The sequence below is a fragment of the Natronolimnobius sp. AArcel1 genome (assembly GCF_011043775.1).
GTDB lineage: Archaea > Halobacteriota > Halobacteria > Halobacteriales > Natrialbaceae > Natronolimnobius.
Genome location: NZ_JAAKXY010000006.1, coordinates 125,989 through 147,668 on the forward strand (window position 1 = coordinate 125,989; position 21,680 = coordinate 147,668).

21 protein-coding genes are annotated in these 21,680 nt (G+C 60.8%); 6 read left to right on the plus strand and 15 right to left on the minus strand.

Going from position 1 to position 21,680, the window contains the following annotated elements; all coding sequences use genetic code 11:
- Nucleotides 1-65 precede the first annotated feature (65 nt).
- Both purL and G6M89_RS18285 read left to right on the plus strand, forming a co-directional pair.
- Entirely contained in the window at nt 66-2,225 is a 2,160-nt protein-coding gene (purL, locus tag G6M89_RS18280) for a phosphoribosylformylglycinamidine synthase subunit PurL (protein WP_165163343.1), read from the plus strand.
- Nucleotides 2,226-2,357: 132 nt separating this feature from the next.
- On the plus strand, nt 2,358-2,942 hold the full coding sequence (locus G6M89_RS18285; RefSeq protein WP_165163344.1) for a response regulator transcription factor: 585 nt from the start codon (nt 2,358-2,360) through the stop codon (nt 2,940-2,942).
- 2 nt (nt 2,943-2,944) lie between these two features.
- Here the strand turns inward: G6M89_RS18285 and G6M89_RS18290 are convergent, their stop codons facing one another.
- From G6M89_RS18290 to G6M89_RS18305, 4 genes are all read right to left on the minus strand, one after another.
- On the minus strand, nt 2,945-4,840 hold the full coding sequence (locus G6M89_RS18290) for a PAS domain-containing protein (RefSeq protein WP_165163345.1): 1,896 nt from the start codon (nt 4,838-4,840) through the stop codon (nt 2,945-2,947).
- 182 nt (nt 4,841-5,022) lie between these two features.
- Nucleotides 5,023-6,249: an enhanced intracellular survival protein Eis gene (gene eis / locus G6M89_RS18295; RefSeq protein ID WP_165163346.1), complete on the minus strand. Its 1,227-nt coding sequence runs from the start codon at nt 6,247-6,249 to the stop codon at nt 5,023-5,025.
- 45 nt (nt 6,250-6,294) lie between these two features.
- Nucleotides 6,295-7,452 carry a pyridoxal phosphate-dependent aminotransferase gene (locus G6M89_RS18300; RefSeq protein WP_165163347.1) on the minus strand — a complete coding sequence of 386 codons (1,158 nt, stop codon included), beginning with the start codon at nt 7,450-7,452 and terminating at the stop codon, nt 6,295-6,297.
- A 6-nt stretch (nt 7,453-7,458) separates the two neighbouring features.
- On the minus strand, nt 7,459-7,944 hold the full coding sequence (locus G6M89_RS18305) for an Lrp/AsnC family transcriptional regulator (protein WP_165163348.1): 486 nt from the start codon (nt 7,942-7,944) through the stop codon (nt 7,459-7,461).
- Between the two features lie 241 nt (nt 7,945-8,185).
- On the opposite strand from G6M89_RS18305, the gene dpsA reads away from it, so the two are divergent.
- A complete protein-coding gene (gene dpsA, locus G6M89_RS18310; protein WP_165163349.1) occupies nt 8,186-8,737 on the plus strand; it encodes a DNA starvation/stationary phase protection protein DpsA in 552 nt (183 codons plus the stop codon).
- 192 nt (nt 8,738-8,929) lie between these two features.
- Here dpsA and G6M89_RS18315 read toward each other — a convergent pair whose 3' ends face one another.
- The 4 genes from G6M89_RS18315 to G6M89_RS18330 form a co-directional block, all read right to left on the minus strand.
- Nucleotides 8,930-9,094: a hypothetical protein gene (locus G6M89_RS18315; RefSeq protein ID WP_165163350.1), complete on the minus strand. Its 165-nt coding sequence runs from the start codon at nt 9,092-9,094 to the stop codon at nt 8,930-8,932.
- Between the two features lie 152 nt (nt 9,095-9,246).
- The gene (gene purM / locus G6M89_RS18320; RefSeq protein WP_165163351.1) at nt 9,247-10,239 is read right to left on the minus strand and encodes a phosphoribosylformylglycinamidine cyclo-ligase; all 993 of its coding nucleotides are present in this window, start codon (nt 10,237-10,239) and stop codon (nt 9,247-9,249) included.
- Between the two features lie 61 nt (nt 10,240-10,300).
- The gene (locus G6M89_RS18325) at nt 10,301-10,936 is read right to left on the minus strand and encodes a metalloprotease (protein ID WP_165163352.1); all 636 of its coding nucleotides are present in this window, start codon (nt 10,934-10,936) and stop codon (nt 10,301-10,303) included.
- Nucleotides 10,933-12,705: a TraB/GumN family protein gene (locus G6M89_RS18330; protein ID WP_165163353.1), complete on the minus strand. Its 1,773-nt coding sequence runs from the start codon at nt 12,703-12,705 to the stop codon at nt 10,933-10,935. Before G6M89_RS18330 ends, G6M89_RS18325 begins: the two co-directional genes overlap by 4 nt.
- Before the next feature lie 133 nt (nt 12,706-12,838).
- Here G6M89_RS18330 and G6M89_RS18335 point away from each other — a divergent pair, with 133 nt between their 5' ends.
- Complete coding sequence (locus tag G6M89_RS18335) at nt 12,839-13,282, plus strand: acyl-CoA thioesterase (protein WP_165163354.1); 444 nt, start codon at nt 12,839-12,841, stop codon at nt 13,280-13,282.
- A gap of 3 nt (nt 13,283-13,285) precedes the next feature.
- Here the strand turns inward: G6M89_RS18335 and G6M89_RS18340 are convergent, their stop codons facing one another.
- The 4 genes from G6M89_RS18340 to G6M89_RS18355 all read right to left on the minus strand — a co-directional run bounded on the left by G6M89_RS18340 (nt 13,286) and on the right by G6M89_RS18355 (nt 15,882).
- Complete coding sequence (locus G6M89_RS18340; RefSeq protein WP_165163355.1) at nt 13,286-14,338, minus strand: S66 peptidase family protein; 1,053 nt, start codon at nt 14,336-14,338, stop codon at nt 13,286-13,288.
- Between the two features lie 54 nt (nt 14,339-14,392).
- Entirely contained in the window at nt 14,393-14,611 is a 219-nt protein-coding gene (locus G6M89_RS18345) for a glycine zipper 2TM domain-containing protein (RefSeq protein WP_165163356.1), read from the minus strand.
- A gap of 65 nt (nt 14,612-14,676) precedes the next feature.
- The gene (locus G6M89_RS18350; RefSeq protein WP_165163357.1) at nt 14,677-15,462 is read right to left on the minus strand and encodes an HAD-IIA family hydrolase; all 786 of its coding nucleotides are present in this window, start codon (nt 15,460-15,462) and stop codon (nt 14,677-14,679) included.
- A 51-nt stretch (nt 15,463-15,513) separates the two neighbouring features.
- Nucleotides 15,514-15,882, minus strand: a complete 369-nt coding sequence (locus tag G6M89_RS18355) for an SHOCT domain-containing protein (RefSeq protein WP_165163358.1) — start codon at nt 15,880-15,882, stop codon at nt 15,514-15,516.
- 128 nt (nt 15,883-16,010) lie between these two features.
- On the opposite strand from G6M89_RS18355, the gene G6M89_RS18360 reads away from it, so the two are divergent.
- A complete protein-coding gene (locus tag G6M89_RS18360; RefSeq protein ID WP_165163359.1) occupies nt 16,011-16,490 on the plus strand; it encodes a hypothetical protein in 480 nt (159 codons plus the stop codon).
- Nucleotides 16,491-16,537: 47 nt separating this feature from the next.
- Here G6M89_RS18360 and G6M89_RS18365 read toward each other — a convergent pair whose 3' ends face one another.
- Together G6M89_RS18365 and G6M89_RS18370 are read right to left on the minus strand one after the other, a co-directional pair.
- Nucleotides 16,538-16,732 (minus strand): rubrerythrin-like domain-containing protein, encoded by a 195-nt coding sequence (locus G6M89_RS18365; RefSeq protein WP_394352376.1) that lies wholly within the window; start codon nt 16,730-16,732, stop codon nt 16,538-16,540.
- Between the two features lie 102 nt (nt 16,733-16,834).
- Complete coding sequence (locus tag G6M89_RS18370) at nt 16,835-17,017, minus strand: hypothetical protein (protein WP_165163361.1); 183 nt, start codon at nt 17,015-17,017, stop codon at nt 16,835-16,837.
- Between the two features lie 259 nt (nt 17,018-17,276).
- On the opposite strand from G6M89_RS18370, the gene G6M89_RS18375 reads away from it, so the two are divergent.
- Nucleotides 17,277-18,494, plus strand: a complete 1,218-nt coding sequence (locus G6M89_RS18375; protein WP_165163362.1) for an MFS transporter — start codon at nt 17,277-17,279, stop codon at nt 18,492-18,494.
- Nucleotides 18,495-18,712: 218 nt separating this feature from the next.
- Here the strand turns inward: G6M89_RS18375 and G6M89_RS18380 are convergent, their stop codons facing one another.
- Nucleotides 18,713-21,511: a hypothetical protein gene (locus G6M89_RS18380; protein ID WP_165163363.1), complete on the minus strand. Its 2,799-nt coding sequence runs from the start codon at nt 21,509-21,511 to the stop codon at nt 18,713-18,715.
- Nucleotides 21,512-21,680: the final 169 nt, after the last annotated feature.

Consider the following 21,680-nt stretch of genomic DNA (forward strand, 5'->3'; position numbering starts at 1 on the left):
GAAATTTGATGCACGAACGTGCACATAGAAACCCCTTTACCGACCGGCTTTCATCACTGAAGTGAATGAGTCTTGCCGATTCGGACCGCGAACTCGTCGTCGAGGAACTGGGGCGAGAGCCGACCCCGGCGGAGGCGGCGCTGTTCGAGAACCTCTGGAGCGAACACTGTGCGTACCGCTCCTCGAGACCGTTGCTGTCGGCGTTCGAGAGCGAGGGCGAGCAGGTCGTCATTGGCCCGGGTGACGACGCCGCAGTCGTCGCATTGCCCGACAGCGATGGGGACGAGGAGACCTACATTACGCTGGGGATCGAGAGCCACAACCACCCCTCCTACGTGGACCCGTTTGACGGGGCTGCGACGGGCGTTGGCGGCATCGTCCGTGACACGCTTTCGATGGGGGCATACCCGATTGCGCTCGCGGATTCGCTGTACTTCGGTGCGTTCGACCGCGAGCACTCGAAGTACCTCTTCGAGGGCGTTGTCGAGGGAATCAGCCACTACGGAAACTGTATCGGTGTCCCGACTGTGGCGGGCAGCGTTGACTTCCACGACGACTACGAGGGCAATCCACTCGTCAACGTCGCCTGCGTCGGCCTGACCGACGAGGAGCGCCTTGTCACCGCCGTTGCACAGGAACCCGGCAACAAACTCGTCCTCGTGGGCAACGCGACGGGCCGAGATGGCCTCGGCGGTGCGAGTTTCGCGAGCGAAGACCTCGCGGAGGACGCCGAAACCGAAGACCGCCCCGCGGTCCAGGTCGGCGACCCCTACGCAGAAAAACTCCTCATCGAGGCCAACGAGCAACTCATCGAGGAGCAACTCATCGAGTCCGCACGCGACCTCGGCGCGGCCGGCCTCGGCGGTGCCTCGAGCGAACTCGTCGCCAAAGGCGGTCTCGGCGCACACATTGAACTCGAGCGCGTCCACCAGCGCGAGCCGAATATGAACGCCCTCGAGATCTTGCTCGCCGAGTCCCAAGAGCGGATGTGCTACGAAGTCGCACCCGAGAACGTCGACCGCGTGGCCGAAATCGCTGAGCGATTCGACCTTGGCTGTTCGGTCATTGGCGAGGTGACTGACGGGAATTATACGTGCACGTTTGACAATGAAGCCGTCGTCGACGTCGACGCACACTTCCTCGGCGAGGGTGCGCCGATGAACGACCTCCCAGCCGATGAGCCGGACCAGCCCGACACTGCACTCCCCGACGCGGACCTCGAGTCGGCGTTCGAAACCATCGTCTCGAGCCCGAACACGGCCTCGAAGCGCTGGGTCTACCGCCAGTACGACCACGAAGTCGGCGTCCGGACGAGCGTCGGCCCCGGCGACGACGCCGCGATCGTTGCGGTCCGGGAAGCCGAGACTGGACTCGCGATTTCCTCTGGTGCCGCACCCAACTGGACCGACACGGCACCCTACGACGGGGCTCGAGCGATCGCCCTCGAGAACGCGACGAATGTCGCCGCGAAAGGGGCAACGCCGCTTGCGGCAGTTAACTGTCTCAACGGCGGCAATCCCGAGAAGCCCGACGTCTACGGCGGGTTCACAGGAATCGTCGACGGACTGGCCGATATGTGTGCGACGCTCGAGACGCCCATCGTCGGCGGGAACGTCTCGCTGTACAACGACTCTGTCGCCGGGCCGATTCCGCCGACGCCAACGCTCGCACTCGTTGGGACGAAAGCGGGTTACGACGCGCCGCCGATGGCTGTCGACGCGGAAGCCGCAGACGACTCGTCACTGTTGCTTGTCGGTGACCTCGGTCTCGAGGCAGAGACGTTCGCACTCGGGGGCTCCGAGTATCTCGCCCAGCAGGGTGGTAGCGACGTGTTCCCCAACCTCCCCGAGGAACCAACGGCGCTTATCGAGACCATTGCGGACATCGCAGACGACGACGCGACGCTGGCGACCCACGACGTGAGCCACGGTGGACTCGCCGTTGCACTCGCTGAAATGGTCACCGCAGACGCCGGTCTCGAGGTCACCCTCTCGACTGACGATCCGATCGGTACGTTGTTCCACGAACAGCCTGGTCGAGTACTGGTTCAGACGAGCGCACCTGAGATGGTTCGTGAGGCGTTCGACGGCATCGCCCCAGTGGTCGACCTCGGCTCGGTGACGACGACCGGTCACCTCGAGATCACAACTGGCGAGGAAACACTCGAGACTGACGCAGCGACGATTGCCGGCCTGCGAGAAACAATCGAACGCGAACTCGCATAGTCGAGACAAACGAGGTCGTACAGCCTTTTATTCGGCTCGTTGTCAAATAGTGTATCTCACTGCTGATGCCGATATTTTGAAATACCCCCGGGACAACTGCTCTGCATAACGACAGTGGAGGCCACCTAGTCGATGGATACCGAGTTGCCGTCCGTGTTAATTGTCGAGGACGAACCCGACCTCGCGAATCTGTATACCGCATGGCTTGCGGGCGAGTACGACGTTCGCACGGCATACGATGGACCTGAGGCACTCGATGCAATCGACGAGGCGATTGACGTCGTCCTGTTGGACCGCCGGATGCCGGAACTGTCAGGCGATACCGTCCTCGAGACGATCCGAGACCGCGATCTCGACTGCCGGATTGCGATGGTGACCGCAGTCGAACCCGATTTTGATATTATTGGCATGGGATTCGACGATTATCTCGTCAAACCCGTCTCAAAAGCGGAACTGCATCATGTTATTGAACAACTGCTGTTGCGTTCGACCTACGACGAGCAGTTGCGAACGCTCTTTGCGCTCGCCTCGAAGAAGGCCCTCCTCGACGGTGAAAAGAACGAGGCCGAACTCGCAGCCAGCCGCGAGTACGACGAACTCGAGGATCGTCTTGCCGTATTGCGCACGCGCGTCGATGAGACAGTTGCTGCGGTTCTCGAGGGTGGCGATGCGCGACAGCTCTCACAGGATATCGCCCGTGGTGCGTCCGAGGAGTAGTCCTATGGATTCTCGGCATCGACCAACTCGAGTGTCATCACGTCTCTGACGTCGATCTGTGTGCCACCATCCGGGCCGCAGTCGACCGATAACCGCCAGTCATGGGCGTCGGCGATGGCTTTGACGAGTGCGAGTCCTAATCCGTTTCGCGCCGTTTCGTTCCCCGGGGATGCGGGATCGAACACGCGGTCGTGCGTTGCAGCATAACTCTCGGCCGCATCGTCTCGCAGGAAAAAGCCACGCGAGCGGGTATCCTCGTTCTCGAGGCCGACCACGTCGATCCAGACGGTTACGTCTCGTCCCTTGTCAGTGTCGCTTCGCGCTGCGACGTCGTTGAACGCCGCCTCGAGGAACGAGATGAACCGGTCGGAATCAGCTCTGAGCGTCGCTTCTTGCTCGACGATGACGTTCTCTGCGATCAGCTGTGAACTATCAGCAGCCTCGAGAACGGCCTGCTCGAGGCGAATCCGGCTTCGGGTTCGAACTGACGAGGCGTTTCGGGCGAACTCCCGGACGTCGTCGATGAGCCGTTCAGCCCGGTCCAGTGTCGTGCCGACGGACTCCTCTGCGAGTGGGAACTGCCACGAGTCGTCAGTCGGATCATCATCGAGTGCGTCCGCGACCTCCTCGAGTTGCTGTTGAAGGTCGTTCGAGAGCACGTCCGCAACGCTCTCGAGTCGCTCTGTCTGGCGCTCGAGTTCGACGGTTCGATCGCGAAGGATCTGCTCGCGGTCTGCACGGTCGAGTGCGGCACGGGTGTTTTCGACCAGCGTCGAAACGAGGTCGACATCGGTCTCGTCGAAGCGATTGGCTTCGAACGAGCCAGTCATGAGGATACCGTGGGTTCCAATTGGTGCGATGATCTCCGACCGAATGGGGGTTTCGGGGTTATAGAGGTCATCTTCGGCCTCGAGATCGTCGAATTGTTCGACGCCGCCGGCTTCGAAGACGTCCCAGACGAGTCCCTCCCCGGGATTGAATCGCGGGAGGCCACCGAACTCGTCGTGTGCGTCAGCGGTTCCCGCGACTGGCTCGAGATAGCCATGTTCTTCCTCGAGTAGCCATGCGCCGCTGATTGGGAGGCCAAGCAGGTCGCTACCGGCGTGGACGGCGATCGCACAGATCTCCTCGGGATCGTCGGAGTCAAGCAGCCAGCGAGTAATCTCGTGTAGCGACGTCGCGACGCGCTCGTACTCGTGCTGGTCGGTAATGTCGCGAATCACGCAGGCGACGGTCGCTGTCTTGTCTTCAATCGGGACAAACCGAAATTCGCTCATCCGTTCGACGCCGGCCGCGTTCGTGATCGCCGCCTCGAGCGTACGCGTCTCGGTCGCGCCGGTGTCGATGTCGGTGATCGCACGCCCCATTTCGAGTGCCTGTTCATCCGCAACGTCGGCTAGTTCAGTGAGAATTTCGACGTGTTCACCGACGAGTTCAGCACGGGACGTTCCAAGCAGGTGCTCGAGTGCGCTGTTGACGGAGACGATTCGGCGGTCCTGGCTCAGTGTGAGGACGCCGTCGCTGATCGCTTCAACGACGGCCGCATGCTGGGCGAGGGCGGTCTCCTGTTGCTTTCGCTCGGTGACGTCGCGCATGTACACCGACAGGCCGGTCTCGGAGGGGTACGCCCGCGCTTCGAACCAGGTCTCGAGGCGGGTATGATAGACTTCGAACGAGACAGGAATCTGTTTGTCCATCGCCTGATGAAAGCCGTCGGGAAACTGCGTCTCGACGGTTTCGGGGAACTCATCCCACATGACTCGGCCGATGAGTTCCGAGCGCGAACGCTTGAGCAGCGACTGTGCGCGCCGGTTGAGATACGTAAACCGAAAGTCCGTATCGAGTGCGAAAAACGCGTCTGAAACGCGATCGAGCGCTGGGATCGATCGGCGTTTCACGCCGTCTCACCTGTTGCTCCCGCCGCGTCGGAAGAGCCCAGCGTATGCGTCACCGGCATTGACTGCGGACCACGATCGAGAGACATAGAACAGTGTTATCTATACTTTGGGTAGCGCGTATTTCAGTGTCGCGGCCGACGCCCACTGGACGGCAATTACCGTCTCGAGCGGGCTCTCGTCCATCAGAACTGATCACTCAGGTAGGTTGCTGTCTCTGGGAACAGGGCCGTCACTGTCTCGAGCGTACTTGTATCCGCCTCGAGTCGCCCAGTTCGCTCGAGAGCGGTTGCGGAGCGAGCGCCAACAGCGAGTTGCGAGAGCGCGCCGATATCGAGTTGTGCGTCAGCCGCGTCGGCTGTGAGCGAGTCGTCTCGGTCACAGACGCCACCACCGTCGTCGCTCGAGAGCGTAAACGTAGCGTCGTTCCACTCAGCGACATCGTCTGTGACCGCGAGCGTGATCGTCGCCTCGAGATCGGGGTACAAAAGCGCCGACAGCGCGGCTTCGACGTCGACGAGTCGGACCATTGGCCCTGTCTCGACTGTCGTCTCGATTTTGTCGGGTTCGGCTGCAATCTCGAGCAGCGGGACCTGTTCGGGGAGGCGGAGTCGAATTCGGTCGACCTGTGAATCGTGAGTATGACAGAACGACAAGAGTGCGAGTAGGTCGTCGTACGTCTCGAATGCGAGTTCGGAGACGTCCATCGTCCGCTCACTGTGGTCGGCGGTTGCTTCGATCGTGTACGTGAGATAGCCTCGAACGACTCCATCGCGCTCGTAGGCGTAGATATACGGGTCGGTATCGAAGCTCTCGAGGATGCAATAACGCCACCAGTCAGCCGAGCGTTCGAGCGAGAGTGCGTACTCCTCAGCGAAGGCGTGATAGGCCGACTCGAGACGGTCATAGTCGTTGGGCTCGAGACGCATGAACGACCCGTCACGGTCGGCTTCGTCTGAGGCGAACGCGAGCGTTTCGGGATCGCACTCGTGAGTCACAATCGTATTGCTCGTATCCCAGCCGAACTGTCGGTAGAACGCGTATTGAAACGGCCACAGCACCGCGAATTGACAGCCGCGTTCGCGATACTCTTCGAGTGAGTGCTCGAGCAGACGCCCGACGGAGCCCTGACGGCGATACTCCGGCGGGGCCGCAACGGCTGCCAGTCCGGCAGTTGGATGGAACTCGCCGCGTACGCGGGCGTTGAGCCAGTAGTGTCGACAGACCGCACGTGGTTGGCTGGCGTCCGCGTTGGCATCCGGGTAGATACCTCGTGGCGAGCCAAGCAGTGCCCGCGGTGTGTCGTGTTCGTCGGAATCGTACGACGTTGGTCCCAGTTCGGGAGCAAACGCGTAAGTCCGGTACTCGTGGAACACCTCCCGCTCATCGGGAATCTGGCGATAGTCAGCCATACAATCGACCGCCGCAGCGAGCGAGAAAACGTTGCTGATCCCGTCTCAGTGGTCCGCGAGGAACGCCTCGATCCGAGCCAGCGCCTCCCGGATATCCTCGAGCCCGGTCGCATAGGAGACGCGGAGATGGTTGTCACCGCCTGCACCGAAGACGTCACCGGGGACGACGGCGACACCCTGTTCGTGCAGCAGTTCCTCGGCGAACTCTTCTGCGGTCCAGCCTTCGGGAACCTCCGGGAAGCAGTAGAACGCGCCTTTCGCATCGAAGACGTCCATGCCAATCTCGCGGAATCGCGAGAGAATAAACTGGCGGCGTCGATCGTACTGAGAAACCATCTCCTGGACGTCATTCTCGCAGGACTCGAGCGCCTCGAGAGCGGCGTACTGGGCCGTCGTCGGAGCCGAGAGCATCGTGTACTGATGGATCTTGTTCATCGCGCCAATGACCTCGGCGGGGCCAAGCGCGTAGCCAAGTCGCAGCCCCGTCATCGCGTGCGCCTTCGAGAAGCCATTGAAGACGACAGTGCGCTCGCGCATGCCCGGTAGCGTCGCAATCGAGGTGTGCGTGTGCCCGTCGTAGGTGAGTTCCGCGTAAATCTCGTCGGCAAGGACAGTCAGATCGTGTTCACGGACGAACTCGGCGATTGGCTCGAGGTCTGACTCACGCATAATGGCACCCGTTGGGTTGTTCGGATAACAGAATACGAGCAGATCGGCCTCGTTTGCGCCGGCTTGCTCGAGGGCGTCGACCGTCAGCCGAAAGTCATTTTCTTCCGTCGTCGGCACGGGCAGGACCTCACCGCCGGCGAAGGTTACGCCCGGTCCGTAGGAGATGTACGATGGCTGGGCAACCGCAACGGTATCGCCCGGATTGACGAGTGCACGGAAAGCCAGATCGACGGCTTCGCTCGCGCCAGCGGTGGCAATGATCTCCTCATCGGGGCCGTAGCCGAGATCAAAACGATCGGCGACGTAGTCACTGATTGCCTCGCGGAGTTCGCGTTTCCCCCGGTTTGCCGTGTAGGAGGTTTTGCCCTGCTCGAGAGAGGTGATCGCGGCGTCGCGGGCCGCCCACGGCGTTGCGAAGTCGGGTTCGCCGACACCAAGTGAGATGACGTCGTCGCGCTCTTCGGCGATTTCGAAGAATCGGCGGATGCCTGATGGCGGGACCGACTGGACGCGATCTGCAAGTTCGAACGTCATTGTGGGTCAGGGCGACACCGAGAGCCGGTCGTCCTCGTCACCGTTTCCGAACTCGATCCCGTTTTCTTTGTACGAGGTCATCACGTAGTGCGTGACCGTTTGGGTGATCTCGGGGACGGGCGCGACCTTCTCGCTGATAAACTGAGAGACTTCGCGGATCGAGTCACCTTCGACCTCCATATCGAAGTCGTAGTCGCCGCTGACGAGGCGTAACGCGGTGACCTGTGGGAATCGGGCGAGGCGCTCTGCGATGTCGCCGTAGCCGGTTTCGCGGTCGAGTCGAACGTTCAATTCGACTTCGGCACGGACACGCTCGTCTTCCAGCTCGTCCCAGTCGACAACCGCTTGATACCCACAGATGACGCCTGCTGCCTCGAGTTCTTCGATGGCTGTGTCGACCTCGGACTCCTCGAGGCCGGTCATTCGCGCGATATCCGCCGTGGAGTACCGTGCGTTCTCACGAAGCAACTCGAGCACCTCGCGTTCGCTCATACCAACGCGAAGCGCAAGCGCGAGTAAAAACGTTGTTGTTGATCGATAGCACGTGTACTGACTCGGCGTTTTCACTACTCTATCTCATCTTGATGTGCTGACTTCCGAACATATTCCCCGGAGAGATTATGCAACATAGAAACTCACTAGCTAGAATAGGAAAAATAGGTTTTCTAAACCAAAACAATTGTTTTTGCCCGGACAAGCTTTAAGTGGGATGCGCACGTACGATTGACGTACGATGAGCACTCAGAAAACCGTCCGTCAACCAGCCGATGTCGTCGAGGAGAACGAACTTCGCCTTGACCAGGACAAAGCCGAGCAGATCGTCGACGCGCTGAACTCGGAACTTGCGAACGCGTACGTCCTATACCACCAGCTCAAAAAGCACCACTGGGTCGTCGAGGGCGCAGAGTTCCTCCCCCTCCACGAATTCCTCGAGGAGGCCTATGAACACGTCGAGGAAGGTGCAGACGCCATCGCTGAGCGCGCCCAAGCACTCGGCGGCGTACCCGTCTCTGGTCCGGCGAACTTACAAGACCGCGCGACCGTCGAGTTCGAGGGCGAAGACGTCTACGACGTCCGAACGATGTTCCAACACGACCTCGAGATGTACGGCGACATCATCGAATCGATGCGCGGCAGCATCGAACTCGCGGATAACCTCGGCGACTACGCAACCGCCGAAATCCTTCGTGAGATCCTCGTCACGCTCGAGGAAGACGGTCACCACTTCGAGCACTACCTCGAGGACGACTCTCTCGTGCTCGAAGAAGCGACGAAAGAGCGGTAATCGACTGCGGACGACGTTGGCGGCGGGACCACCACACGATTTTTGAAGCGATACTCGTCGCGTCCTGACTGACGCGTACAGCGACCTGTGCTCGAGGAAAAGATAGCTGCGACTGTATGCGTGAGTAGCGAGATAGTCGCGACTGTGATCACCCAATCCAGTCTGGAGGGCGGCGTTCAGTCTGGCTTCGGCTCAGGGCTCGAGGTCGACAGTGAGATCGGTCGCGATCCAGCCATCGGTGTTGTCGCATTCCGTAAAGACGGTTTTTCCGGGGCGGGTCTCGTGGCAGGTCACCACCGCTTCCGGCTCGTCGGTGTCGTCGGTCTCGGAATCTTGCCTGCGAACGGGTACGTCCATTACTGTGAGTTAGGCGAGCCTAATTCTAAAAAGGTTTTGGTCGGCCTAAGTTCTCGAGAATTGGTGAGTGGGAGCGACCTGTTTGGTGTGGCGGTACGTTCTCGTTGCACGTAACCTCCATAGAACGCCGCTCCCGGTCGCCAGCTACTGCCTCACTCGAGGCTCAATCCGCGGATGTCGACCGTGTTGCCTTCCTTGACGTGACCGATAATCTGCCCGTCCGTCTCGGCGACGAGTGCATCAGCCTGCTCGTCGGGCAGCGCAACGACGAATCCAGTGCCCATGTTGAACGTCCGGTGCATCTCCTCGTCGGTCACGTTCCCTTCCTCCTGGATGAACTCGAAGATTGGCTGGGCTGGCAGCGGATTTTCGATGACGTAGTTGTGCTCGCCCATCCGCAGCAGGTTCGTCCACCCGCCGCCAGTGACGTGAGCCGCCGCGCGAACGTCGTGGTCGTGCATCGACTCGAGGAGGTCCGTGTAGATACGGGTCGGCCGGAGCAGTTCCTCGCCGATGGTGTGTTCGGGATCGAGCGGGAACTCGTCGGTGTAGTCGTGATTCCGAGTCGCGGCTTCGCGAGCGAGCGTGAGGCCGTTCGAGTGGATACCGTTTGACGGGAAACCCACGAGCGCGTCGCCGACTGCGGCCTCGCCTTCGAAGATCTCGTCTTTATCGGCCAGTCCGACGCAGGTACCCGCGAGGTCGAAGCCTTTTACGACATCGGGCATGACGGCGGTTTCGCCCCCGAGCATCGTCAGATCGGACTGCTCGAGGCCGACTGCGAGTCCCTCACCGACCTGATTCGTGATCTCTTCGTCAGGCTCGTCGATAGCAAGGTAGTCGACGAACGCGACGGGTTCGACGCCCGCCGCGACGAGGTCGTTGACGTTCATCGCGATGCAGTCGATACCAATCGTCGAGAAGTCCTCGAGGGCTTCTGCGACGAGCAGTTTCGTCCCGACGCCATCCGTTGCGAGCGCGAGATAGCGGTCGCCGATGTCGATCAGACCCGCGTATTCGGTTCGAAGGTCGCTCCCGAAGGCCTCGAGGAGGGCTGCGGTTGCGTCTTCACTGGCTTCGATATCGACGCCGGTGTCGGCGTAGGTGAGCCGTTCCTCGTCTGCATCGTCCGCTGAATCGGTCATGTGCGAACGACCGCGTGGGGCGAGCAAAAGGTCACCGGTCCCGCACGAGGCGAGCGGCCGCTCACCAGAAGCCGAACGTCAGGATGAACCCGACGAGCACGACCGCACTCACAACGAAGACAGCCGAGAAAACGGCTTTGTTCCACGTCAGGACCGTTTTCCCGTCGAGTGGCCCGAACGGGATCATGTTGAACGCGGCGAGAAAGAGGTTGATCAGGACGCCCATGTGACCGATAACCCCGAGGTAGCCGCCAAACAGCATTAGTGGCAAGAACAGGACTGCGAGCAGGTGATTCGTCAACGGGCCGGCCAAGGCGATCATCGCGTTCTCGCGTTTCGTGATGCGCCCACGGTGATAGACGGCTCCGGGTGCGGCGAACAGGAAGCCGATCAGGGCGCTCATGATCGCCAGAAACAGCATCTGATAGTCCGCACGAAATTCCGCGAGTTGGCCGTACTCGATGGCGACGACCTTGTGTGCGAGTTCGTGCAGGAGGAAGGCGACGCCGACGGTGACGAAGCTGAGTCCGACCATCGTGACGAAGTCGCCGATGGTGACGCCAGCAACGCGGTGAATCGGTGCGAGCAACAGCGCAAACGCGACGCTTAGGACAATCCAGGCGACTGCGAGGTCGAACAGCTCCTTGCTGCTGAAAGTGAGTTCCGGCTCCGACTGACGGGTTGTTCGGACACTCATGCGAAGAAGCTGCGGAGTAACTCGAGGCTGTTCCGAGCGCCTTGCATCAGTTCGCCCATGAGCGCGTCAACACCGCCGATGTCGGGGGCCAGATACGGCAAGACGACGAGCGGGAAGAGCACGGTTGCGATCAGGCTCCCGATGTTCGTCAACGCGACGACCATGATGAGTCGGAACAGCGGCACGTTGAACATCTCTTCCATGGCCTCGCCGACCGGCCGTTCGGTGTCGCCGACGATTTCGTTCAGCGTCTGGATATCCCGGACGTTGACCGGCCGGTGTTTGAGTTCGACGTAGCCCGCGAACCAGCCCGGGGCGATCAGCGGGTTGATGCTCGTCAGCCACGCCACGAGGCCACCGACGCCGGCACTGCTCCAGCGTGCGCCTGCGAGTCGGGCGAGCGTAAAGGCAAAGATGCCGTTAAACAGGAACCACGCGATGAACAACTGCAGAAGGAACGTGTTCTGGACGCCTGCCATAATCAGCAGGAAGAAAAAGCCGAAAAATGCAAGCATGACGAGATAGCCGAAGATTTTCAGCGGCGAGAACCGCCGACTCGAGGCCGTGCCAGTCAGCGAGTCCATCGGCGGGAGTTCGTCGGGGTTCAGGAGGTAGTTCTCGATACCGGCTTTGTGGCCCGCACCGACGACGGCGAGCACGTCGTAGCCCTGCTTTCGAAGTGCGTGCAGGTTGTGGGCGATGTAGGCGTCGCGTTCGTCGATCAGGGCGTTTGCGCCACGCGGACTGAACTGGCGGAACTCCTCCATCATCGCGGCGACGACGTCGCCGTCGGTCATCTGTTCGATATCGATCTCTTCGACTTCCTCGACATCACCGCCGAGTGCGGAGAGGACGAGTCCGAGGACGGCTCCGAGGGCAACACCGATCCCGAGCCCTGCCAAGAGGCCAACGCCACCGCGGATCGAGTAGATGCCAGCGCTCTCGAGTCCTCCTTGAGAGAACGGGCCGACGAACGTGCCGGTGGCGACCAGCGCGAGGCTCCCCGCGATTCCGACAAGCACGCCGATGACGAGACTGAGTGAAAAGCCATCGAGGAGGCCGCCGGTGTATTTGTGGGCGGATTCGATCGGGGGGATAAACAGGAGGCCGATGAAGAGACCGCCGGCGGTTCCGAGTCCGACCGCGCCGACGTACTGCAGCGTCGAGGTGGCGGTGATACCAAGCAACAGCGTCTCGCCGAGGCCGAGATACGGCGAGATGAACGCGGCGAAGACAAATCCGAGGAGTGCGCCGCCGACGGCACCGAAGGCAAGCCCAATCGTTTTCGGGTTCGTAATCCCGAGTGCGAGCCCGCCGACCATCTTCAGCTTCTCGGTGAATGATAACCGCCGCCAGAATCGCTGGATCGTAATCTGAATGTCGCGATCGACCAGTGCAACGCCGCTACCGTTTCGTTCCGCGGCGTCGATGCCGGCTTTCATGTCCGCGCCGGGTTCGATATCGAACTGATCGCCGAGTCGCGACTGGACATATGAGAGCATCCAGTACGCGAGGAACTGAAAGACGGTGTTGCCCGAGAGGAGGTCTTTGGCCTCGAGGTCATCGGGTGTACCGCCTTGCATCTGTTGATATCGTCCTTCGTCGAGTTCGACGGCGACGATATCGGGTTGTTCTCTGTCGACAGCTTCGTGGACGTCATCGACGCTGGCCTGGGACACGTGGGCCGTCCCGAGAACCTCGACGGACCCCTGATCGGTGGTGTCGTCGCCGGGGGGTTCCGGGACGTTGGCGTCGCCTGCATCGCTCATTAGCACTATGCAACTCGGTCGGGGCTTTTACCAGTGTCGAACTTGTGAGTCGTTCTCCTCCGTTGATACAGGTCGAAATAGCTCGCCGAATCGTGACGATAGACCTGAATAGCTTCCCTGACAACCGACGAGCATGACCGCACTGATCGAAACCGTTATTGAGAATCGTGAGATGGTCCAGCCAAACCACGCCAATATGCTCGACGTTGCCCACGGGGGCAACGTCATGAAGTGGATGGACGAAGTCGGCGCGATGAGTGCCATGCGCTTTGCCGGCGAGACCTGTGTCACTGCCCACGTCAACCGCATGGATTTCGAGCGCCCGATTCCGGTCGGCGACACCGCCTACATTACCGCATACGTCTACGACGCCGGCACCTCGAGCATCAAGGTCCGGTTGGTCACCGAGCGCGAAGACCTGCGGACGCGCGAACGTGAGAAGACGACTGAATCCTACTTTGTCTACGTCGCGATTGACGAACACAACGAGCCGACGCCGGTACCCGACCTCATGGTCTCGAGCGAGCAGGAAAAACAGCTCCGACAGGAAGCACTCGCAGGCGAAAACGGCGACTGAGACTCACTCAAAGCGAATCGTCTCGGCTGCGGGGTCGACCTCGACGACGCTGCCGATTGGGATCGGCGTCGTCGGCCACGTGTGGCCGAAATCGACGTTGAACACGAGCGGCGCGTCGGGGTTGTACCTCTCGAATACGCCTTCGATTGCCTCGCGCTGCTGTTCTCGATACGTCTCACGACGCTCCGGTGGGCGATCCTCGAGATGTGATCGTGCCGGTGGACGGCCGACGAGCACGCCGGCAAAGCGCTCGAGCAGTCCGCGCTCGCCGAGGGCTCTGAGGACGCCAGCGACCCACCCGGAATCGGGCAGTTCTTCGGAGGTCTCGAGTGCCAGGATCGTTCCCTCCAGGTCGTCCTCGTCGGGGAGATACCGGTCTGCGAGGAACTGCTGGTCGAGAATCTCGAGGCAGCCACCCCAGACGCGCCCCGAGACTGGGTTGTCGCCCCCGGCCCACTGCCAGCCTGAATTGGGTTCGGTGTCGCGGGCCTGCTCGAGCGAGTCGGGGTCTGCCCAGTCGCCGGGTTCGTCGGTAAAGTGGTCGGCGGGGCGGATCTCGCCGACCGAATCCTCGAAGAAGGCGCGCTCGGTGTACTCGATTGTGTGCTCGAACATCTCGCCGTCCATCGCGAGTTCGGTGAACACGCAGGGGCCGTAGTAGGAAACGATCCCCAGATTCCACAGATACAGCGCGAGATTCGTGTTGTCGCTGTAGCCGTAGAACCGGGTTGGATTTTCCCGCAGCACGTCCGCCTCGAGATGCTCGAGGACCCGAATCTGGTCGTTGCCGCCGATGAGAGCAATCACTCCCTTTGTATCTGGGTCCGCGAAGGCATCCATAATGTCTCGAGCGCGCGCCTCGGGCTTGTCGGCTAACGCTTCGTTTCCCATCTCGACGGTCGGGTACTCAACCGGCTCGAGGTCGAACACTTTGCGCAGGCGCTCGAGGCCGCGTTCGTAGACGTACGGGAACTCCTCAATTGGGTTCGATGACGGGGCGATGACGGCGATGTTGTCGCCGCGCTCGAGCGGCGGTGGCGTCGTGACGACTGTCATAGCAGATGTGCTGTGAGAACTGACAAATAGTGCCGGAATGGGATGGTACTGACGCTACTCGGTTTTCGCGTCGTCGACGCGGCCTCGTGCTTCGTGGATGTATTCGTCTGCTGTTTCGCGTGTGTCGGCGGCGACAGCGCCGACCAACCCGCCGATTGCGCCGCCAGTGCTTGCCCCGCTTCGACCGAATAGACTGCCGATTGCAGCACCGATTGCGGCCCCAAACGCGGCGTAGCGTGCCCGCCGAACAATGGTCGTGAGTTTCGATGACATATGTAATCACGTATGACTATGTTGTTCAGCGGGATAAGTATGTCTCCGAATCGTAATCATAGTGCTCAGAGAATTGTCTCGATGTTGCCGAGAGACTCGAGGACGTGGTCCGGTTCTGGGCCAGTCGTTCCAGCCTCAAGGTCCGCTCGTTCCGTCACGCCCGTGAGGACAACGGCGGTGTCCATACCGGCCTGTTTGCCGAGTGCGATGTCGGTATCAAGCCGGTCGCCAACGACGAGCGTCTGGCCGGGATCCGCATCGAGGCGAGCCATCGCTGCCTCGGCTGCGATTGCAGACGGTTTGCCTAAAATTGCGTCAGGTTCACGACCCGAAGCGGCTTCCATCGCTGCGAGAATCGCACCTGAACCGGGAATCGTCCCGCCATCGACCGGAATCGTCGTATCGGGATCGGTGCCGTAAAATGCGGTATCGCCTTCGAGAGCGGACAGCGCCTCAGCGAGGTCGTCATATGAGAAGTCGCGATCGAACGAGCCCAGAACCACATTAGCGTCAGCGGGGTCGGTCGTGACTACAATCGATCGATCCTCGAGAATCGCCTCGAGTCGCGGGCTTCCAACGAGGAAGACGCGCTCGCCGGGATGGGTGTCGGAGAGATACTGTGCTGTTACTGTCGCCGAGGTCAGGACAGTCTCTGGCTCGACCTCGAGTCCGTGCGGGGCGAGTTTCTCGCCGTAGTGGGCACGTCCCCGCGTGGGATTATTCGAAAAAAGCAATCGCGAACAGCCCGCTTCCTCGAGGGCATGAATTCCGTCGGTCGCACCGGGGAGAAGTTCATCGCCGCGAACGATCGTGCCATCGATATCGAGGACCACGGCCTCGTACTCGGTCATCACCTGTTCTATGGGTGGCGCGTGATTGAGTGTTTGGTTCCGCCAGCAGCGTCAATCCGAGCGCTCGTACTCGAGTTCTAACTCGTCGGTGTCGACGCCGGCGCGGTCGGCGCGTTCGTTCGACTCGACCAGTCGGTCGAGGCGGTGTTCGAACTCGGATTCGGAGAGTTCACCCGCGGCGTAGCGTTGCTGGAGTTGGGTGACCGGATCGACGGCCTGTTCGGGCTCGTCTGTGTCGTCCGCGGGCCGGGTGAGATACCAGAGCAAAATAAAGCTGAGGACGAACAGCGCGGTGATCGCGACGGCGACCCACGGTCCCGCCAACAGCAGCGCCGCGATGATCACCACGTCCGCGAGGACGAATTTGAGGGCGAACAGTTCCGTGAGGTTGTAGTCTCGCCCACCGCTATCGCTGGCCATACGAGTGTCTATATCGTCGACAGGAATAACGATGTGGTTCGATCACTGTCACTGGTATCCGTTTGCGCTACTCCGCTGTGTTGACGTCGGTGAGAATTCTTATCCGGAGACCACTCCTACGAACGGGTATGACACTCGCGGCTGACCCACCCGAACCACCGGCCCCACCGGAACTCGAGTTCGTCGATCCAAACGAGTACGAGGACGCGACGATCAGCGCCGACGACGGCGTCGACGTCGACTACCGGCGCGAGGAACTGCAGAACTTTCTCGAGAGCGGTGCCTGGGAGGAGGCATTCGACATGTGGCTCGCAGAGACCGACCTCGAGCGCCGGGAGTACGACATTGCTCGCGATCTCGACCTCTTTGCGGAGTACGACTTCTTCTGGGACGATTTCGCCGACCGCGTGGGGTATCACGCACCGGGGATTCCCGAGGACTGGCAGACTCGAGAGTATCATCCGGAACTCGATACGTGGGGGACGGTCTCTGCGATCAACGCCGAACTGACGGAGTTCGGCCAGATCGTTTCGGAAGTGCTCAAAGACGACTACATCGACTGGGAAGCCGAGTACGAACCGCCGGAGGATCTTCCGGATTTCGACTAACGACAAAAACGTGGAACCACAGTGAGAGTCGCCGCAGGGGTCGGGACTTACTCCCTCCCAACGGCGATGTTTTGTGTCTGCCCGTTACACTCGGGACAGGATCTGAGCGAGTCGGTCGATTCTCGGTAGCCACAGCGTCGGCATTCGTACCGCGAACGGGTCGGTGTGTATGGGTCCGTGTAGACCATAGAACTGTGGGAACATACCACACAAAAGAATGTTCTGTAGGGACGCTTGTGCATCAATCTATACAATACTCTCACCCCTATTGTGGTTTAATATTGGATATTCGTCCAAAATATGGTGTGTCAGCGGCCGTCAGTGGTAGCGATCCTCGCTGTGACTTAGCCACTCCACTCTCCGGCGAGGTCACCAGCGATGTTTTCGCGCCAGTGATCGAACTCCTGTTTGCACGCACCACTCTCGTTTACATGATCGACAAACCCGACACCTGGAGACGACAAGTGGTCGCCACAGAAGGGACACGTTACGGGATCCGTCCATTCTCGAGTACCATTCACTGCCATATCTATGCTGTCCACAACGAACTACATAAATGTATTCCAAAAGTAGGATTTAGCTTGCGAATTACTACTAATCGGGCATTATGCTCCATGGAAATCTTATTTTAGTCCGCGCATGGGCCAGGAATTGGATTTCATTAACACGGACAGAATGCGGCTGTCGAGGAGTCTATTCTCGAGTCGATATCTCGTTCGTGAGGTGTGCTCTCACAGTCGGTTCGCATCGGTGGTTTCTCGTCAGTTCACACGCGTGGATGCATCAATGAGGGGAACGCTTCGCCGCCTCACGGGAGCCGACGTGCTCGTGTTGACGGCTGCAATCTGGTTTCTCGCGAAATTTCTTCGCTATGCGTTCCCGCCGCTGTTCGGCTCGTTCCAGGCGAGTTACGGCGTCTCGAACGCCGACCTCGGGCTGGCGTTTACCGGCTTCATGCTCGTCTATGCCGCGATGCAGTTTCCCTCGGGCGTGCTCGCTGATCGGCTTGGCTCGGTCTCCGTCGTCACGGCAGGCGTGTTGCTTGCAGCCTGTGCGTCGTTGGTACTCGTCGTCGACTCCCCGTTTGTGGTTCTCGTCGGAGCGATGCTCGTCATGGGCGCAGGAACCGGCGCACACAAAACCGTCGCCGTTCGGCTCCTCTCTCGAGCCTATCCCCATCGGACGGGGCGGGCACTGGGCGTTCTCGATACGTTCGGCACCTTCGGCGGCGTGATCGCGCCGACTGCCGTCGTCGCGGTTGCAGGCGTCCACTTCGCGTTCGGCGCGAGTTGGCGGCTCATCTTTCTGGTAACCGGTGTCCTCGGACTTGTCCTCGCAGTCGCATTCTGGGTTCGCATTCCGACCCGAGTGCCGGAGGAAACGGCGAGTGATGCGTCGCCCGCGCTTCGCGAGGCGTTCGCAGTCGGCCAGTACGCGACGCTGTTTCGCGAGTGGCGGTTTTCGGTGTTTGCCCTGCTAACGGTGTTGTTTGCGTTCACTTACAACGGTCTCGTCGCATTCGCACCGCTGTACCTGACCGACGCAGCCAATCTCACGGATGCGACGGCGGGACTGCTCTACAGCGCGTTCTTCCTGGCGAGTCTGGTTCAGCTTGGGACCGGCGAACTCAGTGATCGACTCGGTCAATTGCCGATCATCGTCGCTTTACTCTCGCTTGCAACGGTCGCGCTCGGTACACTCATCGCGCTGACTGAAACCGCGAATCCAGTCGCCCTCGGGGTCGCACTCGTCGCGGTCGGCATCGGCTCACACGGTTTTCGCCCCGTCAGAGGAGCCTATCTGATGAGTGCAATTCCGGACGACGTTGCTGGCGGCGGACTGGGCGTCGTTCGAACGCTTCTCATGGGTGCAGGGGCGATCTCACCGGCACTCGTCGGCGTGCTCTCCGAAACCGCGAGTTTCCAACTAGCGTTTTCGGTGCTTGCCGTTTCGGTCGCCATGGCCACCGTACTCGGCCTCCTGCTCTGGGTCACGGACCGATAGCAGACGACGCAGCGGCTTTTTGACGTCCGTTGTGGACACCCGTTATATACCAGCCACTGCAAGATTCTCGAGACCGAGGCAGAGTCGTCGTAATGCGCTCGAGTCGCTGAGTGCCTGCCCGGTCCGACTGTCGATTCGGCCGAGCGACTGTCAGTCTATCCCGAAGCGACCGCGAGCCGTCTTGCAGTCTCCCTAAAAAATCGACACGGGAAAGCGCCTTATTCTTCGCGAGCGGTTGCTATCGCTCCGACGAGCAACAGTGCGCCGCCGACGAGTGCGCCGGCACCGACCATTCCTGAACCGCCAAAGACGGCGACGAGACCGGCAACCAGGCCCGCACTTCCGCCACCGGCAGCGATTGGGGGAACGAGTGACGCGCGCTGGATCGTTTCGCGCTTGTCATCCTCGTCCGCCTCGTCCATCTCGGAGAGACGCGACTGAACATCCCGTAGCTCGCTTTGCAGTGTCTCAAACTCCTCTTGCGTGACTACCTCGGCCGCTTCCGGCGTCTGTGACTGGCTCTCCTCGAGCGACGACAATCGGTCCTCGAGCGCGCTCCCCATCTCTGGCGACGGCTGCTGGTCAGCGTGTGAGTCGAGGCGCGCCTCGAGGGCTTCAATCGTGGACTCGAGGTCGCTGGTGTCGGCCTGGGCTGCGAGGTCGTCGACTTCCTCCGAAAGCGCTGCTACTCGTTCGACTGTCTCCTCGAGCGCGTCCAACTGGCTCGTGCGGTCTTCGAACTGCTCGGTCTGCGCCTCGAAGTCAGCCTCGAGTGCCGCGAGTCGATCCGTGAGCGATTCGACCGCTGCTGTGGAGACACTGGTCGCTTCGTCCGGCAGGTCCTCGACTGTCGCCGCAAGCGACTCTACCGTTTCCGCGAGGACGACGTGCTCGTCGTGTCTATCCTCGAGATGTGCCTCGAGCGCCGAAATCTCGTCTGCGAGCGCGTCATACTCGGTCTCGAGTGCTTCGAGGTCAGCCTCGTTCGCGACATCTGCCGTTCGCTCATCGAGATCTTCGATGCTCGACTCGAGCGTCTCGACATCGTCTGTCACGCTCTCGACGGCCGCCGTGGTTTCCTGAAGTTCGGTTTCGAGGTCCGACGTTCGACTGGCGATTGGTTCAAGGTCTGCAACAGTCGTCTCGAGTGCTTCGAGGTCGTCAGTAAGCGTTGTTTCGACGCTCTCGAGGTTGTCAGTCAGTGTCGTTTCGACGCTCTCGAGGTCCGCTGTGAGTGACGCGTCCGTATCCTCGAGCATCGCTTCCAGCGTGCCTTCCACGGTTTCGATATCTGCTGTGAGCGACTGCTCGAGATCCTTACGGTCCGCCTCGAGCGACTGCTCCATCTCTTCAATTCGTGTTTCGTGCGCGGCACGCGCTTCGTCCAGTTCGCCAGCCACGGCGTCAATCCGTGCTGTGAGTTCCTCGAGTCGACCCGACACACCCTCGAGACGGGAATTTTGCCCCTCGAACTGGTCCGACTGGTCGTCGAGGCGGCGCTCGAGCGACTCGATAGTGTTCTCGAGCGTCGTTACCCCTGCTTGCGTTGCCGTCGTCTCTAGCTGCTCAGCAACCCCTTCGAGATCGTCCTCGAGCGCGGCCACCGTTTCGGCGAGCGAGTCGTCATCGACTGCCGCTGCGAGGGGTTCGACTCGATCCTCGAGTGCCTCGAGGTCCGCCTCATTCGCAGCAGTCGCTGCGGTTTCCTCGAGTCGGTCATCGACGGCCGCTACACGCGTTTCGTGTTCCTCCCGACGTGTCTCGAGTTGGCGTTCGATTTCTGCAATATCCTCCTCGAGTGTGTTGACCTGGTCTTCGAGTGCCTCGAGTTCCATCTCACTCGCAGCTGTCGAGGCGGTTTCCTCGAGTTCGGCTTCGACGGCAGCGGTTTGGTCGGAGAGCTGGTCGAGCGTTGCAGTCAGTGAGCTATCGACGCGCTCGAGGTCGGTTCTGAGCGCCTCGAGTTCGGCATCCCGGTCGCCGAGTCGGTCGAACAGGTCGTCTATTGCCTTCTGTGCCGGATCGGCGTCGGTTACAGCCTCGTCGTCGAACGCGAGTGTTGTGTCAGTACCCTCAGCAGGGTCGCTCGAGTCGACACCGCCTGCGTCGGCGGTCGCCGTCGCCTCGAGTTCGTCCCACTCGATTGTCCCGTCGACATCATCCGCGGCCGCTGTGGCTGCGCCACGGACGGCACTTTCGGCGGGTGTCTCTGCGAATCGGACACCTCGAATGGAAAACGGGAGCGGGGCCGCGTCGAAGCGACCGCCGATGAGGTACTCGAGGCCGGCGACTGCGCCCGGACCGGCGACTGCGACCGGCACGGCAACGCTCTCTTGAACCGTCCCGTCGTCGGCTCGCTCGAGGAGTTCCTCGAGAATGCTGGCGATCACCGCATCGTAGGCCTGGGCCAGTGCTTGCTCGGTTTCACCCGCGGTGTCTGGGTCGAGTACGAACGTCTCAATGGTGTCTGCAACTGCTTCGCGGGTGGCGTCACACTCGGTTGCCGCCTGCTCGAGTACCCACTCGCTGCCGATGGGGACGGCAAATGAGAGTGCCGGGACACCGTAGTACGCGAGCGAAACCGTCGTTGTCTGCTGCCCGAGACAGACACCGAGACCGGTGAATTTGTCGTCCGAAAGCTGGTCGTAGATCACCGCGAACCCGCGATCAATCGCCGTCGATGAGACGTCGTACTCTGCAGTAGCTGCATCGACTGCCTCACGATAGCGTTCTGCCGCGACGTCGTTCGTTCCAACTGGTGCCGGAATCGCGTAACAGAGCGCCTCGAGGTCCGACTCGAGTGAAAGAGTGGCGTCGACAACAGCCGCAAGCGTGTCCACGTCGATCTCGCCCGCCTCCCCGGTCTGTTCCACACTCGTCCGTTCACCCACCTCGCCAGCGCCGGCGCTGCCAGCGTCGCAACCACCACTGAGCGGTGACGCGTCGATTTCCATCCCCCTGTCGGTATCGCGTGCCGCCCGAACCGCGTCCGGGCCGAGGTCGAGACCGTATGCCATGGTCACACAAACTAAGACCGACCTCTTGGTATTTTGTACCTAAATACCAAACGTGAAAATCAGTCGAGCACACCCACTCGAGTCTCCAGCGCTACTGACCAGGTTCCGTGACGGTCACAAATACGTTCATGTAGCCGTGCTGTCGGCAATGTATTCCGTTTGTTCTCGA